14 protein-coding genes are annotated in these 17,599 nt (G+C 35.9%); 7 read left to right on the plus strand and 7 right to left on the minus strand.

From position 1 onward, the window contains the following. The first annotated feature begins 41 nt into the window (after nt 1-41). On the plus strand, nt 42-1,562 hold the full coding sequence (locus AC23MB_RS00135) for a GH3 auxin-responsive promoter family protein (RefSeq protein WP_487786225.1): 1,521 nt from the start codon (nt 42-44) through the stop codon (nt 1,560-1,562). On the opposite strand, the gene AC23MB_RS00140 is transcribed toward AC23MB_RS00135, so the two are convergent. Continuing rightward, nucleotides 1,563-2,804 carry a DUF445 domain-containing protein gene (locus AC23MB_RS00140; RefSeq protein ID WP_487786226.1) on the minus strand — a complete coding sequence of 414 codons (1,242 nt, stop codon included), beginning with the start codon at nt 2,802-2,804 and terminating at the stop codon, nt 1,563-1,565. Nucleotides 2,805-2,938: 134 nt separating this feature from the next. On the opposite strand from AC23MB_RS00140, the gene AC23MB_RS00145 reads away from it, so the two are divergent. The 6 genes from AC23MB_RS00145 (at nt 2,939) to AC23MB_RS00170 (ending at nt 11,856) form a co-directional block, all read left to right on the plus strand. Next, nucleotides 2,939-4,159: an aminotransferase class V-fold PLP-dependent enzyme gene (locus tag AC23MB_RS00145; protein WP_374330354.1), complete on the plus strand. Its 1,221-nt coding sequence runs from the start codon at nt 2,939-2,941 to the stop codon at nt 4,157-4,159. Between the two features lie 190 nt (nt 4,160-4,349). Then, nucleotides 4,350-6,746, plus strand: coding sequence for an endopeptidase La (gene lon / locus AC23MB_RS00150; RefSeq protein WP_487786227.1), 2,397 nt, complete (start codon nt 4,350-4,352; stop codon nt 6,744-6,746). A gap of 227 nt (nt 6,747-6,973) precedes the next feature. Continuing rightward, a complete protein-coding gene (locus AC23MB_RS00155; RefSeq protein WP_487786228.1) occupies nt 6,974-7,153 on the plus strand; it encodes a hypothetical protein in 180 nt (59 codons plus the stop codon). A 207-nt stretch (nt 7,154-7,360) separates the two neighbouring features. Next, the gene (gene htpG / locus AC23MB_RS00160) at nt 7,361-9,241 is read left to right on the plus strand and encodes a molecular chaperone HtpG (RefSeq protein ID WP_487786229.1); all 1,881 of its coding nucleotides are present in this window, start codon (nt 7,361-7,363) and stop codon (nt 9,239-9,241) included. 337 nt (nt 9,242-9,578) lie between these two features. Next, nucleotides 9,579-10,505, plus strand: coding sequence for a WG repeat-containing protein (locus AC23MB_RS00165; protein ID WP_487786230.1), 927 nt, complete (start codon nt 9,579-9,581; stop codon nt 10,503-10,505). A 910-nt stretch (nt 10,506-11,415) separates the two neighbouring features. Next, complete coding sequence (locus AC23MB_RS00170; RefSeq protein WP_487786231.1) at nt 11,416-11,856, plus strand: tetratricopeptide repeat protein; 441 nt, start codon at nt 11,416-11,418, stop codon at nt 11,854-11,856. Here the strand turns inward: AC23MB_RS00170 and AC23MB_RS00175 are convergent. The 6 genes from AC23MB_RS00175 to rsfS form a co-directional block, all read right to left on the minus strand. Beyond that, complete coding sequence (locus AC23MB_RS00175) at nt 11,851-12,645, minus strand: alpha/beta hydrolase (protein WP_487786232.1); 795 nt, start codon at nt 12,643-12,645, stop codon at nt 11,851-11,853. The two genes, AC23MB_RS00170 and AC23MB_RS00175, sit on opposite strands and share 6 nt — an antisense overlap. Nucleotides 12,646-12,788: 143 nt before the next feature. Then, nucleotides 12,789-13,442: a phosphatidylserine decarboxylase family protein gene (locus AC23MB_RS00180; protein WP_313028545.1), complete on the minus strand. Its 654-nt coding sequence runs from the start codon at nt 13,440-13,442 to the stop codon at nt 12,789-12,791. Nucleotides 13,443-13,469: 27 nt separating this feature from the next. Further along, nucleotides 13,470-14,348 (minus strand): phosphatidate cytidylyltransferase, encoded by an 879-nt coding sequence (locus AC23MB_RS00185; RefSeq protein ID WP_487786233.1) that lies wholly within the window; start codon nt 14,346-14,348, stop codon nt 13,470-13,472. A gap of 16 nt (nt 14,349-14,364) precedes the next feature. Continuing rightward, on the minus strand, nt 14,365-14,946 hold the full coding sequence (locus tag AC23MB_RS00190; protein WP_313214309.1) for an LUD domain-containing protein: 582 nt from the start codon (nt 14,944-14,946) through the stop codon (nt 14,365-14,367). Between the two features lie 153 nt (nt 14,947-15,099). After that, nucleotides 15,100-17,109, minus strand: a complete 2,010-nt coding sequence (gene ftsH / locus AC23MB_RS00195) for an ATP-dependent zinc metalloprotease FtsH (protein ID WP_487786234.1) — start codon at nt 17,107-17,109, stop codon at nt 15,100-15,102. A gap of 34 nt (nt 17,110-17,143) precedes the next feature. Continuing rightward, on the minus strand, nt 17,144-17,521 hold the full coding sequence (gene rsfS / locus AC23MB_RS00200; RefSeq protein ID WP_313215902.1) for a ribosome silencing factor: 378 nt from the start codon (nt 17,519-17,521) through the stop codon (nt 17,144-17,146). Nucleotides 17,522-17,599: the final 78 nt, after the last annotated feature.

The following is a 17,599-nucleotide window of genomic DNA, read 5'->3' on the forward strand; positions in this document are numbered from 1 at the left end:
TCAACTAACAAAATAGGCTCAAAATTATTATATTTGTTGATATGGCGACCAAAGCAATGTTTAACACCGTAGTTAACTGGTTTATTCGACAACGAATAGACCAAATCAATAATTTTATAGATCATCCTATAGAAACTCAAAAAGGTGTTTTATTCTCGCAATTGTTTCACGCCGAAGATACTGTTTACGGGAAAAAATATGGTTTTAAAGATATTTCGAATTATCGAGATTTTCAAAATAATGTCCCAATTGTAACCTACGAAGATTACGAGCCTTATATCGAAAAAGCTCGCCAAGGCATGAAGGATATTATTTGGCCTGGACAAATTAAACATTTTGCAAAATCTTCTGGGACAACTAATGCCAAAAGCAAATTCATTCCTATTTCTGATGAAAGTCTCGAGGATTGTCATTACAAAGCTGGGAAAGATTTAATTTCGATTTATGTCAACAACCATCCAGAAAGTGGTTTATTCCAACATAAAAATTTAAGACTTGGTGGAAGTTCAGAAATGTATCAAAACTTCAATACAAAATTTGGCGACCTTTCTGCAATTCTTATTGAAAACTTACCTTTTTGGGTAGAAATCATCAATACACCGAGCAAAAAAGTATCATTAATGTCCGAATGGGAAAGCAAGCTAAAAGCCATTATTTCCGAAGTTGTTAAACAAGATGTTGGCAGTTTAACAGGCGTCCCGAGTTGGATGATGGTACTTTTACGTCGAGTTCTTCACGACTCTAACCAACAATACATTACGGATCTTTGGCCAAACTTGGAAGTATTTTTTCACGGCGGAATTAGTTTTAAACCTTATCGTGATCAATACAACCAAATTACAGGAAAGCCTATTCGTTACTACGAAATCTACAATGCTTCGGAAGGATTTTTCGGCATTCAAGATAGATCTGATAGTGACGAAATGTTATTAATGTTGGATTACGGCATTTTCTACGAATTTATTCCGATGGATACATTCGGCACAAGTTTACAAAAAGCGATTCCTCTTTCGGAAGTTGAACTTCATAAAAACTACGCCATGGTGATTACAACCAACGGCGGACTTTGGCGATACATGATTGGCGATACAGTAAAATTCACTTCATTAAGTCCTTTCAGAATTAAAATCGCTGGTCGTACCAAACATTACATCAACGCTTTTGGTGAAGAATTGATGATCGATAATGTCGAATATGCCATTGCGAAAGCTTGTCGCGAGACCAACGCTTTTGTATCGGATTTTACTGGCGCACCAGTTTTTATGACAGGCAATGAAAGCGGCGCCCATGAATGGATTTTCGAATTCACTTCTCAACCGGAATCTTTGGACAGCTTCATTAATATTTTTGATGAAACTTTAAAAACTTTAAACTCCGACTACGAGGCAAAACGTTATAATAATATTACTTTGAAACGTCCTGTCGTCCATATTGCGAAACCGAAACTTTTCTACCAATGGATGTCAAATCGTGGCAAATTAGGAGGACAAAATAAAGTCCCAAGATTGAGTAACGACCGCGAATATATTGATCCGCTTTTAGTTTTAAATCAAGAAATGTAATTATAGAAACTGCGCCACAGTATAAATTAGAAGTCCAACCAAACCGCCAACAATTGTCCCATTAATACGGATAAATTGCAAATCTTTGCCTACTTCTAATTCTAGTTTTCGGCTAAGCTCTTTTCCTTCCCAGTTTCCGACGGTATTACTGATAAGGTTTCCCGCTTCTTTGGTGTTTTTTAAAATGTATTTGTAAGCCGTTAATCGAATCCAGCTGTCAATTTTCTTTTGTAGAACTTCATCATTTTGAAGATTATTGGATAACTCGCTAAGATTTTTTTTGATATAAGTTTTTAAACTTGAAGCTTCTGAAGTTAATTCTGTTCGCAAAGAATCTTTTATAGACAACCAAATATCAGACGCATATTCATTGAGTTTTTCACCATTCAAAAAATCATTTTTAATAACATCAAATTCATTTTCCCATTTCGCTTCCGTTTTTATTTCGTCCGCAAAAACCAAAAGTTTCGATGTAATTTCTTTTCGTAAAGGATGTTGTTGATCATTCTCAATTTCTTCAAAATAATGGCTTAAACCCGAGACAATCTTCTCCGAAATTTTTCGGTCAACAGATTTAGGAACGAAAAAATAACTTTCTTTTTCAACACGTTCATCCACCATTTGTTGGTTTTGAAGAATATAAGTTTTAATCTGACCACTTAGATTTGTAATCAAAGTTTCATGATCATTTTTCTGAATAAGATATTCCAAACCATTACCAAGAAGTTTATTAACTTTAATAGAAGCCATCATGTCTTTTACCTTGTTCGAAATAAAATTGACAACCTCTTTATCATCCAATTTTAATAAAATATCGAGCAAAATATTGGAACCTTCATTCACAAACAAATCCTGATTTTTCTCTTTACCAATCCATTCTCCCGCAAATCCTGAGACTTTTAATTTTAGAATATAAGGTCGAATATTTTCTGGTGCTAAAAAATTATCAACAACAAAATTCCCTAGATTATCACCGATTTTTGCTTTACTATTTTCTATCAAATTAGTGTGCGGAATCTTGAGTCCCATCGGATGATGAAACAAAGCCGTCACTGCAAACCAATCCGCCAAAGCACCAACCATCGCCGCTTCCGAGAAAGCACGAATGTAACCTACCCAATGCGATGGCGTCGATTTTTGAATTATATTCATGATGATAAATGTGATAGCCATCAACAAGAATAATCCCGTTGCTAGCAACTTATAATTTCGAAGTTGTATTTTTTTTTCAGAATCTGTCATAGTTTTGATGTATCAAATAGCTTTCCAAACAAATGTAAGTTTTCTATTTGACTATTTAAAAATTATGATTTAAAACCAATTTAAACTTCATTAATAATATTTGCCGTAACTTTGAAGCATTCTAAATAAAGAACATGTTAGACATTCAAAATATAAGAAACCAATTCCCAATTTTAGACCAAGAAATCAACGGAAAACCTCTTGTTTACTTGGATAACAGTGCGTCTTCTCAGAAGCCAATTTCGGTTTTAGAGACTTGGGAAAAATACTATACAACGATTAACGCCAACGTACATCGCGGCATCCATACCTTGAGTCAACTTGCAACAACCGAAATGGAGTTGGCAAGACAAAAGGTTCAGAAATTCATTAATGCAAAGCACGAATACGAAGTTATTTTCACAAAAGGTACGACCGAAGGCATCAATTTGATTGCTTATGCGATTACGAATTTGATTAAAAAAGATGACGAAATCATTATTTCGTATCTAGAACACCATTCGAATATTGTTCCGTGGCAAATGCTTTGCGAGAGAACTGGTGCGAAACTTCGCATTATTCCGATGGACGAAAATGGCATTTTACAAATCGATGTTTTGGATTCTTGGTTAAATGAAAAAACGAAAATAGTTTCTTTAAATCAAATTTCAAATGCGCTTGGCGTTATCAATCCTGTTGAAGAAGTTATTACAAAAACTAGAAAACTGTCAAATGCTTTCGTATTAATCGATGCAGCACAATCTTCACCACATTTGCGATTGGACGTTCAGAAGATGGATTGCGACTTCCTTGTTTTTTCTGGACACAAAATGTACGCACCAATGGGAACCGGGATTTTGTACGGAAAAGAGTCTTCATTAAATAAACTTCAACCTTTCCACGGTGGCGGCGAGATGATTGCAACTTGTAGTTTTGAAAAGACAACTTACGCTGATTTACCTTTCCGTTTTGAAGCCGGAACACCCAATGTTGGTGGCAATATCGCACTTGGCGCAGCCATCGACTTCATGGAATCTGTAGGTCTCGAAAATATCCAACAACACGAACATTCTTTACTAGAATATGCGCAAAGACAATTATTAGAAATCGAAGGCTTAAGAATTTATGCTGAAAAAGCCAATCGTGCTGGCGCCATTTCTTTTAATCTAGAAGGCGTTGGGATTTCGTCGGATGTAGGGATGATTCTCGACAAACAAGGAATTGCCGTAAGAACTGGTCATCACTGTGCGCAACCGATTATGGCGTATTTTGATATCGCAGGAACGGTAAGAGCAAGTTTCGCAGTTTACAATACGTTTGAAGAAATCGACAGATTGGTCGAAGGCGTTAAAAAAGCGCAACGAATGTTAGCTTAACAACTAAAAAATATAATCTGAAAATCCTCCCAACTTGCGGAGGATTTTTGCTTTCTATGACAAAAAATGTTGTGGCATAGGAATTGTGAAATTATACGACTCAATATATAATCGACTTATTATCCGCAATTTATAGAAAGATAATAAGTTATCACCTTAAAGAAATGACAATTTGTCATCATCATACATTATGACAGAATTTGAAGATATCAACTTTGACGCTATTTTGGAAGACGGATTCGGATTAGTTGCTGAAGAAATTAATATTTCGGAACCAACTGAAAAAGAATTAGACCAAGAGATGTACGCTATTTTGCCAGTGCGCAATATGGTGATGTTCCCAAAAGTTGTAACACCAATTACCGCAGGACGCGAAAAATCAAAAAAACTATTGGAAGATGCGATGCAATCTAACCAACTGGTTGGGATTTTGACTCAGAAAAACCCGAATGAAGATAATCCTGCTGATAAAGATCTTTACACAATTGGAACTTTAGCGAAAGTTGTAAAAATCATAAAACTTCCTGAAGGCAATATCACGGCGATAACTCGAGGAATCAAACGTTTCAAAATCAAAAATTTTGAAGGACGCGATCCTTATTTAACAGCGAAATTAACGCTTATAAAAGACACTAATTCTCGCAACAAAGAAGAATTTGAAGCTTTGATAGAGAACATCAAAGACTTGGCGATGAAGATTATCGAAATCAATCCTAACATCCCAAATGCCGCAAATTTCGCGATTAAAAACATTAATGAAACAGAGGATTTACTCAACTTTATTGCAGCGAATGGCAACTTTACATTTGAGAAAAAGCAACGTCTTTTAGAAGAAAAATCTTTAGCAAAACGTGCCGAATTGCTTTACGAAATGATGCATGAGGATTTCCGTCTTTTAGAATTAAAAAATCTAATTCATCAAAAAACAAGTAAAGATCTTGACAAGCAACAACGCGAATATTTCCTGAACCAACAGATAAGAACTATTCAAGAAGAACTTGGTGGCGGTCCAGATTCTGACGTAGACGAGTTCAAAAATAAAGCGGCTAAACTAAAATGGCCAGCAGATGTTGAGACGCATTTCCAAAAAGAATTGCAACGTTTGCAACGCCAGCATCCTAATTCGCCAGATTATAACGTACAACGTAATTATTTAGATTTCTTCACGGACTTACCTTGGGAAAGATATTCTACAGACGTTTTCGATTTAAAGAAAGCCGAAAAGATTTTGGACAAAGAGCATTTCGGTTTAGAAGATATCAAAAAAAGAATTCTAGAGCACATCGCAGTTTTAAAATTAAAAAGCGATATGAAATCCCCAATTCTTTGCCTGTCTGGCCCTCCTGGCGTTGGTAAAACCTCGCTAGGAAAGTCAATCGCCGATGCTTTGGGAAGAAAATACGTTCGTGTTTCTCTTGGCGGTCTCCATGACGAATCCGAAATCCGCGGTCACAGAAAAACCTACATTGGCGCCATGGCGGGACGAATTCTTCAATCTATCAAAAAATCAGGAACGTCAAACCCTGTAATTATTTTAGATGAAATCGACAAATTAGGAAAAGGCATGCATGGCGATCCAAGTTCAGCCATGTTAGAAGTTTTGGATCCAGAACAAAACAGCAATTTCTATGATAATTTCCTAGAAACGGGTTACGATTTGTCGAAAGTGATGTTCATTGCGACAGCCAACAACCTTAACGAAATCCAACGACCACTTTTGGATCGTATGGAACTGATTAGTATTGCTGGTTATACGCTGGAAGAAAAAATCGAAATCGCAAAACGTCACCTTATCAAAAAACAACTTTCAGAAACTGGTTTAGACGCAAAAGCTTTCAAGCTAGGAAACCCTGAAATCAAACATATCATCGATGCGCACACTTCAGAAAGTGGTGTCCGAACTTTAGAAAAACGTATTGCCTCCATCGCGCGTTGGGTAGCTTTACAAATCGCCATGGAAAATGACTACGATCCAAAAATTTCCGTTGAGAAAATCGACGAAATATTAGGTGTTCCGCGTCCTAGCACGTTATCCGAAGTCAGCAAAGTTCCTGGCGTTGTGACAGGTTTGGCTTGGACTAGCGTTGGTGGCGATATCTTGTTTATCGAGAGTATTTTATCAAAAGGCAAGGGTACTTTAACGATGACGGGCAACCTCGGCAACGTGATGAAAGAATCGGCGACGATTGCTTTAGAATACATCAAAGCACATTATGAAGAATTAGGCATTAGCGCCGAAGATTTAGAAAGCAAAAACATCCACGTCCATGTACCAGAAGGCGCCACACCAAAAGATGGTCCTTCGGCTGGTATCGCAATGTTGACGTCGATGGTGTCGAGCTACAAAAACAAATCTGTAAAACCTCATTTGGCGATGACCGGCGAGATCACACTTCGTGGTAAAGTCCTACCTGTAGGAGGTATCAAAGAGAAATTGCTGGCTGCTACGCGTGCGGGTATTAAAGAAGTCATCCTTTGCGAAGCCAACCGAAAAGATGTTGAAGAAATCAACAAAAACTATCTCAAAAATCTAAAAGTTAACTATGTATCGCAAATGAGTGAAGTTGTTAACCTCGCATTAGATTAAATTTTTCACGATTATATTAAAGAAGGATTCTAAGATTTTTAGAGTCCTTTTTTCTTGGGCGCCATTTCCGCCTTCGTCTCCCACTCTTTTGCTCGGCATAGCCTCTCGCAAAAGGAGTTTCGGCTCCGTCGGGGCGCATATTCTTAGCAATATTTTCCACCAAAAAGACAAATTGTCACTTTGTCGGGACTGGTATTTTTTTTGAATTTTAAAAACAAACAAAAAGTATGAGTCAACAAGATTGGGAAAACGTCTACGAAAACAAAACACCAGAACAAATAAGCTGGACGCAAGACGAATACCTAATGTCGCTTAAGCTTATTCAGTCATTTAATGCCGATAAAAATTCAAAAATTATTGATGTTGGAGGTGGCGATGGCAGCTCGGTACAATCAAATCTGATTTGAATAATGGCACCTTTTCAACAAATGAACCAACTATATGCAGCGGTCTCGGCATCACAAAATACAGCGAAAGTAGCATGGAAAATCTTTTGAAAAACCATTTCGAAAAAGTCGAATGTTTTACCGAAGATCACACGACGCCATTTGACACAACTCAGAATTTTTTGTTTTGCAATTTCAAGAAAATTAACTCATAAAATAAACACAATTATGTCTACAGGAAAGATTAATGTATCAGTGGAAAACATCTTCCCACTAATTAAAAAATTTCTTTACAGCGACCACGAAATATTTCTACGAGAACTTATTTCTAACGCGACGGACGCTACGACCAAACTAAAACACCTTATCAACATTGGTGAAGCCAAAGTAGAATATGGTAATCCAAAGATTGAAATTAAAATTGATAAGGATGCAAAAACTATTAGCATCAAAGACCAAGGTCTTGGGATGACGGCCGAAGAAGTTGAAAAATACATCAACCAAGTGGCATTTTCGGGTGCCGAGGAGTTTTTAGAAAAATATAAAGATTCTGCAAAAGATGCTGGCATTATCGGACATTTTGGTCTTGGCTTCTACTCTGCTTTTATGGTAGCAGACAAGGTAGAAATTTTCACAAAATCTTATAAAGACGAGCCTGCAGTGCACTGGATTTGCGACGGAAGTCCAGAATTCACTTTGGAAGAAACGGACAAATCGGATCGCGGCACCGAAGTCCTACTCCACATTGCAGAAGATTCTACCGAATTTTTAGACGATTTCAAAATCCGAGAATTACTTCTTAAATACAACCGCTTCAACCAAATTCCTATTAAATTCGGAACAAAAACGGAAACGCTGCCTTTACCTGAAGGCGCTGCCGAAGATGCAAAACCCGAAACCATCGAAGTGGATGACATCATCAACAACCCAAATCCAGCTTGGACAAAAAATCCTTCTGATTTAACTGATGAAGATTACAAAAAATTCTACAGCGAGTTGTACCCAATGCAATTTGAGGATCCTTTGTTCCACATTCATCTTAACGTTGATTATCCATTTAATTTGACAGGGATTTTATTTTTCCCAAAACTGTCAAACAGCTTAAACATCGAAAAAGATAAAATCCAACTTTATCAAAATCAAGTGTTTGTAACCGACGAAGTTAAAGGTATTGTTCCAGATTTCTTAATGTTGCTACGCGGTGTTATCGACTCACCAGATATTCCGCTAAATGTTTCTAGATCGTACTTACAAGCAGATGGCGCGGTTAAGAAAATTTCTTCTTATATCACGAAAAAAGTGGCGGACAAAATGGTAGAACTTATCCGTAACAACCGTGAAGATTACGAACAAAAATGGAACGACATCAAAGTGGTTATCGAGTACGGAATGGTGACGGAAGACAAGTTCTACGAGAAGTCGGACAAATTCATGCTCTATCCAACAACCGATGGCAAGTATCTTCTTTGGGACGAATTAATCGAAAACATTAAAGACAAACAAACCGACAAAAACGGAAAAACAGTTATTCTTTATGCTTCCAATACAGACTTACAAGACAGCTACATCCAAACTGCGAAAGCTAAAGGCTACGAAGTTCTGTTGATGGATTCGCCTTTGGTGCCGCATCTTATTCAGAAAATGGAAAGTACAAAAGACAAAGTTACTTTTGCAAGAGTTGACGCAGATAACATCAACAAATTGATTGAGAAAGATGAACCTGTTATTGCAAAACTTAACGACGGCGAAAAAGAAAATCTTAAAAAATCTATTGAAGAAGCGATTAACTCGCAAACTTATACGGTTCAGTTAGAAGATTTGGATAGCAACGATGCACCATTTAGCATTACACAACCAGAGTTTATGCGTCGTATGAAGGACATGCAGCAGATGGGCGCGCCTTCGATGTTTGGTAACTTCCCAGAGATGTACAATTTGGTGGTAAATGCAAATAGCGACTTGGCTTCTGACATTCTTAAAACTGATAATTCAGAAACTAAAAATGCAAAAATCCAACAAGCTTTGGACTTAGCAAAACTTTCTCAAAACCTACTGAAAGGAAAGGATTTAACAGACTTTATCAAACGAAGTTTTGAGCAATTAAAATAATTTTTCAAATCGAATATCAACAAGAGTGCAGCAAATAATTGTTGCACTTTTTTATTTAATTAAATCAAATTGCACAAAATTACTTACTTTTAAACAAGGACTAACAATTTAAAACATGAATTTAAAAAAGTCTCTTTTAATTCTGATTCTCTGCATTTTAGTATTTTCCCTTGGCGAATATTTAACCAAACTCTACGGACTAGATCCACCCTACGCTTATCTTTATGTTGGCATGGCTCTAAAACTTTTAGCTTTGATTTCCGTTCTAGTATTTTGCATTGTTTTCATTGTGAAAAAACTTAAAAATCCAAAAAACTAAATTAACAAAAAGGCATAAATGATTTTTCAAAATATTCTTTTAAAACGTTTGATCTTCGCTTTGATACTGCTTCAAAGCACATTTTTGCTGGCACAAAACAACGAAAAGCTATATTACTTTTCAACTGCGGACAGCACTAAAGTAGGTGCCAAAACAGAATCAGGAAAAATCATTGTACCCGCAAAATTTTCCAACTATGGAAATTACGATTTCAAAAAACCAATCGAGGAAGCCATAATAGAATTTATCGGAACCGAAAAAGCTAAAGATTATTCATCAAAATTACCTTTAATGCCTGCTGGCGAAGTCTACGATAGACACGGAAAATTACTTTATTATCCGCAATGGTTTGACAACGGAATCGACTATTACGAAGAAGGTCTTCGTCGTTATGTCGATGGCAACAAAGTTGGTTTTGCAGACAAAGACGGAAATCTAACAATTCCCGCGCAATGGGATTTTGCAGAACCTTTTCAGTATGGCTATGCGAAAGTCTATGTTGGTGGTTGGAAAAAACAATATAAAAAAGGCGGCGAACATTGGTCTATTGTGCCATCTTCCAAAAAATCAGAAAGTTATCTCATCAACAAAAAAGGTGAAAAAGTAGAGCCTTACAAAACAAAAAAACATCCGAAAGATTATGAAATTGGTGGCGTTTATTATCCATATCCTTTTACATACACCCGCACAGAACAAAAAATTTTGAATAGTCTTGAAAATCTCGATATCCTCAACGATATACTACATTTGGCACCGTGTGATAATTGCGATAAAAAAGACCATCTCCTCGATTTCGAAATCACAGAGAAACCTCGCAAATATTTTCCTTATTACGTTGTTCAAGGCTATGTTAATCAAAGCAAAGAAAGCGATGCTGTATTTATCGTTTCTACTGATATGTCAAAAATTTATCATTACAGTTGGGACGGAGAAATGAAACCTTAACAAAACTGGATTATCTCAGAATTAGAAGAATTTAAAACTTATTTAGAAACGCAACCCAACAAAGCCAATCACTTCAATGTGCAAAAAAGTTTACAATATTGGAAGAATCTTCCCGATCAAAAATAAATTCAATAAAATTTGCGCTTTAAAAAATTATTCTATATTTGCACCTGAAAATCAAGTTTAACCAACAAAAAAACGAAGCAAAAATGTTCAGATTCAATCAACCTTCAACATTAGGATTGCCTTTTATAAAGGCGAGGCTTCGTGGTTTGGTAGATTCTTAGAAGAACAGTATAATGAAATATCAAAACCCGAAATCTTGCGATTTCGGGTTTTTCTTTGCGCAAAAGCCAAACTTAAGTTTTTCCCGAAATCATTTTTATTAGGAGCTGTTTGACTACGTCGAATAGCAGATAATATTTTTTATTAGAAGCTATTTGACTTTGTCGAACAGCAGTTCAGTTATTTTTTGAAGCTGTTTCCCGCTTTCCGCTGTATCTTTTTTTGCCAACGCTTTTTTCAAGCCCAAGCAAAAAAAGGATGCCGCTTCAAAACGAGGAACGAGTTTCGATGATTCAACTATAAAAATATATAAGTCAGAATCAATCGGGGCTATGACAAAACCCCGTCAAATAGAAAGACGGTCGTCAGTTCGATTAGCGAGCGTATCGAGAACTTTTTTTGATGGACTTCTTGATACAAAATCTTTCAGATTTTTACTCGAAGGGACGTTAACAAAATTGACTTTTTAAAGTCGAAACTTTATAAGAAAGGAGACTTTTTTAGCCCCGATTGTAGCAATTGTTTGAGCTCTTTGCAAATGCAATGGATTTTGAAAGGTTTGCAAAAGCGAGTGCGGAAAGCGGGAAACAGCTCCTAAAAAACAAACTTAATAATGTAAAAAAAAATGAGCTTAACTAAAAACAAATATTATTTTGAAGCTTTGGATTGCTATCCGTACAATTTGGCGGATTGCTTGGGAGCCTTGAATTACGCTTTGTCCTACGATCCGGAAGATTCGGATGCTCTTTGCCTGATGGGACGAATATATAGCGAGCAGTTGAAAAATTATGAGCAGGCGAAAACCTATTTTCAGGAAGCTCTTGCGTGTGATGTCGGGAATGTAACGATTCCGAAATATTATGTTTCTTGCCTTTTAAACAATGAGGATTATGAGGAAGCTCTAAAAACAATTAAGGAAGCGAAAAAAATTTCGTACAATAAGGATGGATATAATCGAGTTTTTGGAAAATCGAGAAAAATTTGTGAAGTCAAAAATGCCGAAAAAGAAATCTTCCAAAAAGAAAAAAAAGAGAACCAATTAATTGGTTCTCTTTTGGTTTTATAGATTAGAAATGGCTTTGATAATATCATCTTTGATAACCTTGATGCCAAGAAGATGATCGCCTTTGTATTCCAAAAATTGTTTTGGTTCGGCGGCATTAGCAAAATTAGTTTTACCTTGCTCAAACGGAACCGTTTTGTCTTCGGAACCATAAATAAAAAGCTTTGGAAGACCTTTTAATGCTTTAATGTCTTCTTTTACAGAATACGGAGAAATCAACATTTTTTCGATAACATCTTTGTATTGCGGTGCAAAATGAGCTGCGATATCCGTGAAAGATGACATGCCTCCGTCGATAATCAATCCTGATATTTTATTTTGATTGTCTTTTGCAATTTTTGTAGCCACTTGTGTTCCTAAAGATGCACCGTAAATATAGATTTTATTGTTTTTGATATCGGGACGAACAAGCATTGCATCAAAAAATTTTTGTGCATCAGCAGCGACATTAAGATGCGTTGGTGTCCCAGTAGATTTTCCATAACCACGCAAATCTACCATCACAACTTGATAACCGACTTCCACCAAAGGCTTTACCATAAATTGATAACTCGTCACATTGCCACCTGCTCCATGAAAAAACAAAATCGTCTTTTTAAGACTTTTAGTTTCAGGTCTTAAGACAATGGCAGTTATTGTGTCCGATTCAACTGGTAGAGAAATATTTTCAAAATTTTTAAATTCTATTGGTTTCAAAATTTTACTTGGTTGATAAAATTTATCATCCATTTGAGCTTTTGAAAACTGAGAAAATAAAACGAGAACAAAAGTAAATAATAGTGCGTTTTTCATAATAGATTTTGATTTATGCTTCAAAAGTAAAACGCAAATATTTTAAACCGAAAAAAAATATGTTGAATGGTAATTTTCGGAAACTGAATGGTAAAAAAAAGAGACTTTCAAAAAAAGTCTCTTTAATATTATTGATTGTAAAATTAATCTCTTAATCTCGCGATGACATCTAGACCACCTTTAGTTTTGTCTCCGATTTTGCAAAGGATTTCGGTGTCAAGTGGTAAGAAAACGTCCATTCTGGAGCCGAATTTAATAAATCCAAACTCGTGACCAGCTTTCGCTTTGTCCTCGATATTACAATAGAAAACAATACGTCTCGCAACGTAACCTGCAATCTGACGGAACACCACATTATGATTGGTTTCACTTTTTACGGCAACTGTAGTTCTTTCATTTTCTGTTGAAGATTTTTCGTGCCACGCCACCAAATACTTTCCTGGATGATATTTTTTATAAACAACATCTCCAGAAACTGGATAACGACAAATATGAACGTTAAGTGGCGACATAAAGATAGAAACCTGAATGCATTTTTCTTTTAAAAATTCATCTTCAACTACTTCTTTAATCATTACAACCTTACCGTCAACTGGTGCAATTACATTCTCAACATGTTCCAAAATATGACGGTTCGGAACACGGAAAAACCAAAATACCAATCCTAAAATCACCAATAATGGAACGATGATTAACAATGACCACATTTTTAGAAAGTAAATAGAAATACCTCCAATTATTAAAATGGCTAAAATCGCAACCGTTAAGGTGCCTTTGGATTCTTTATGAAGCTTCATAGTCTATATTTTCGAACCTTTAAGATTCTATACAAATTTTTCTAAAATAAAATACAAATATACAACAGGCGCACAAATTATGAAACTGTCTAATCTATCTAACACACCACCATGTCCTGGAATGATGTTTCCGCTGTCTTTAACACCAAAAGAACGTTTTAATTGGCTTTCTACCAAATCGCCTAAAGGCGCGAAAACCGACACTAAAAATCCGACCATCATCCAGTTACCTCGAAGTTCTGGGTAATATTTTTCAACAAAGAAACCAAGAATCAAGGTGAAAAATACACCCCCTGCAAAACCTTCCCAAGTTTTTTTCGGGCTAATGGTTGGCGCCATCTTATGTTTGCCAAAAAACTTTCCTGTAAAATAAGCGAAACTGTCGCTACTCCAAATAAGAATAAACAACATCATCACTTCTAGAGTAAAAGGTTTGTTAACTGGATCTAATGTGCTAAAACTCGGTAAGCCTAACGCAAAACTAAATGGTAAAGCTGTATATATAACAGTAAAAATAAATTTACCACTTTCAAAATAAAGTTCTTTCGGAAATTTGAAAAGTGTAATACAAGCAATTACAATTAAACCTAATGCAAGTATTTCGGACAAATTAAAATTAAAGAAAAATCCGTGGTAGAAAAAGCGTTTTGAAAATTGATAATAAATAAAAGCTACCAATGGCAAAACCAGCCATTTGTAAATGCCGTTATCAAATTTCATAATTCGGATACATTCCCAAACGCCAACAAGCATAAAGAACGTCATTAATCCGTAAAAAAGATATTGTTGTTTGATAGCAGGAATAATAAAACTAAGCCATGATCCACCCAAAGGGGTACAACAAAGTATAATGACTAAACCGTAAATCGCTCCCGAAATAAGTCGCTGAATGAGATTTTTATCCAAAGTTTGAGTTTAAAAATTAATCTTCCAGCAAAAGTAAGAAAAGTTTTGAACTGTCTTTGTTAGGTGTGTCAAGTTTTGATTGACTTCCGCTAATTGAAGTTAAATTTTTAAGATTACCAGCACGTTTTACCTTCATCATTGCTTCACCAAGATTGGTTACAATTTGTGAAACATTTGCGATAATAATAATTTTTTCGGGTAATCTAGAAGAATGATAATGCATAATATTGTTATGCGATAACATAACTCTACCATCAAAAGCGATAAGATATTCTGCCGTGATAAAAGCAGCATCATTTTCTTCCTCTAATTGCGAAGTGTATTTAGTTTTAGTAACATTAAGAAAATCCTGCAATTGCTTATCCCAACAAAAAACGGAGTTAATGCCTTCTATTTTCAGAATCTGATTAAGCGTCTGTAACGCCTCTGCGTCATCGCCACAATAGTTAAAATAGCCACCAGAATGCGTAAACAATTGGGCAAATTTGTAGTCCAAATCTGCGTCACGCAATTCGTCGCCCAACTTCGTCACATTAGGATCGTCTTCCTCCTCTTGTTGGTTAAGTATCTTATTTACAATTTTTTTGAATAAACTCAATTTGGATGAGAGATTTTGATACAATTACAAAAATATAAAATATCTGTAATATTAAAAATTTAAAAATCAAAAATATAGCAAAAATCCCGACTACCACATATAAGAGATGCAGAATCAGGATTTTTTATATTATTTTTTAGAAAATTAACAATATTAATGTTCTAAAGGGGGTTCCGCTTGCGGCGTTTCGTTCTGTTGTTCAACATTAGCGTCCGTTGCTGATGTAGGAAGAACTTCTGCGTTAGAAACTGGCTTCTCTGTCAACTCTGGATCCCAAGCTCTTTTTCCGAAAATCTCCTCTAGATCTTCTCGGAATATAACTTCTTTCTCTAATAATTTGTTAGCTAAAGCAGTTAATTTATCTTGGTTATTTGTAAGAATTTGGATTGCTCTTTCATACTGACTTTGTACAAATCTTTGGATTTCGTCATCGATAATCTCCGCAGTTTTCTCAGAATATGGTTTTGAAAACGCATAATCATTTTGACCAGAGCTATCATAGTAAGATACGTGACCAACTTTCTCGCTCAATCCATAGATGGTAACCATTGCATTAGCTTGTTTGTAAGCTCTTTCTAAGTCATTTTGCGCACCAGTAGAGTAATCTCCCAAAGCAACTTGCTCTGCGGCACGTCCACCTAATAAAGAACACATTTCGTCCAACATTTGTTCAGTTGTTGTAATCTGTCTTTCTTCTGGAAGATACCAAGCTGCTCCTAAAGAACGTCCTCTTGGCACAATCGTAACTTTTAACAAAGGCGCAGCGTGTTCTGTCAACCAAGACACCGTTGCATGACCAGCTTCGTGGAAAGCAATTCTTTTCTTTTCAGAAGGTTTAATTGCTTTATTTTTCTTTTCAAGACCGCCGATAATTCTATCAACTGCATCTAAGAAATCTTGTTTAGTAACAACCTCATGGCTATTTCTAGCAGCAATTAGCGCAGCTTCGTTACAAAGATTTGCAATGTCAGCACCACTAAATCCTGGTGTTTGTTTTGCTAAGAAATCTCTATCAACTTCTGGATCTAATTTAATTTTCTTTAAATGAACATCGAAAATTTGTCTTCTCTCATGAAGTTCTGGAAGGTCAACATAAATTGATCTATCAAAACGTCCTGCTCTTAACAAGGCTTTATCCAAAATATCAGCACGGTTGGTTGCAGCCATAATGATAACATTAGTATCTGTACCAAAACCATCCATCTCGGTTAATAACTGGTTAAGTGTATTTTCGCGCTCGTCGTTACCACCGCTAAAGTTTTTACCACCTCTTGCTCTACCAATCGCATCAATCTCATCAATGAAAATAATAGCAGGTGATTTTGCTTTAGCCTGAGCAAATAAATCACGAACTCTAGATGCCCCAACACCTACAAACATCTCTACAAAGTCTGAACCAGACAGAGAGAAAAACGGTACTTTAGCCTCACCAGCAACAGCTTTTGCTAATAAAGTTTTACCAGTACCAGGAGGACCAACCAAAAGCACACCTTTAGGAATTTTACCTCCTAATTTTGTGTATTTTTCTGAGTTTTTAAGGAAATCTACAACCTCCTGAACCTCTTCTTTTGCGCCTTCTAGACCAGCAACATCTTTGAAGGTTACATTAATTTTTTCTTTATCATCAAAAAGTTTAGCTCTTGACTTCCCGATCGAGAATATCTGTCCGCCAGGACCGCCACCACCGCCCATTTTTCTGAACAAGAAAAAGTAGAACAATGCCATAATTCCGATCCAGAACAGAGCTGTAAACAACAACTCAGAGAACGGGCTTTTGCTAGTCCCAAATTCCATGGTTGCTTTTTTGTCAGCTGGTGCCTCCGAGTTGATTTGGTTAAATCTTTCTTGGAAATAACGAAGATCACCATAGGTCAAGGTGTAATCGGGACCTGGCTTCATTGCCAACATCGACAATGGATTTTCGTCTTTTTTAGCGACAGATTTTTGTTCTGCTTTAGCAGCTTTGTTAAGATAAATTTCTGCTTTTGGTGTATCTCTATACACCATAACCTCTCCAACCTTACCAGACTGGACAAGCTTATAGAAGTCATTCTCACCGATATTTTTGGTATTAGAATCTCCTAGAAATCCTGGTACTAAAAACAGTACCATAACCAAAATAATAATGGGAATAAACCAATTAAAACCTTTATTATTATTCATTATTTTTTACTTTGAAATATTTGGAAATAATATGTTAGAAGTTGGGGTGTGTGTCTTCGATACGTGTGACTTTCGCATCTCCCCAAAGCGTCTCGATATCATAATATTCTCTAACTTGTTTTTGGAAAACATGGACAACGACCGATACATAATCCAACAACACCCACATGGCATTTTCGTTACCTTCTACATGCCATGGACGATCTTTAAGTTCGTTTCTCACTTTCTTTTCGATATTACCAGCGATCGACGACACTTGTGTATTAGAATTACCACTACAGATGATAAATGTCTCTGCAACTGCATTTTCAATATTCGAAAGATCAAAAACTAAAACGTCCTCACCTTTTGTATCTTGTATTGCTTCTATTATTTTCTCTACTAATAGTTGTTTTTCTGTATTTTTACTCATTCAAAAATTATATATCTGCAAATTTATTGATTTTAATCTATTTAAGCTTTGTCTTCTTAGCTTTGGATGTCTTAAAGT

The organism is Soonwooa sp. T0.1_25 (assembly GCF_057652215.1).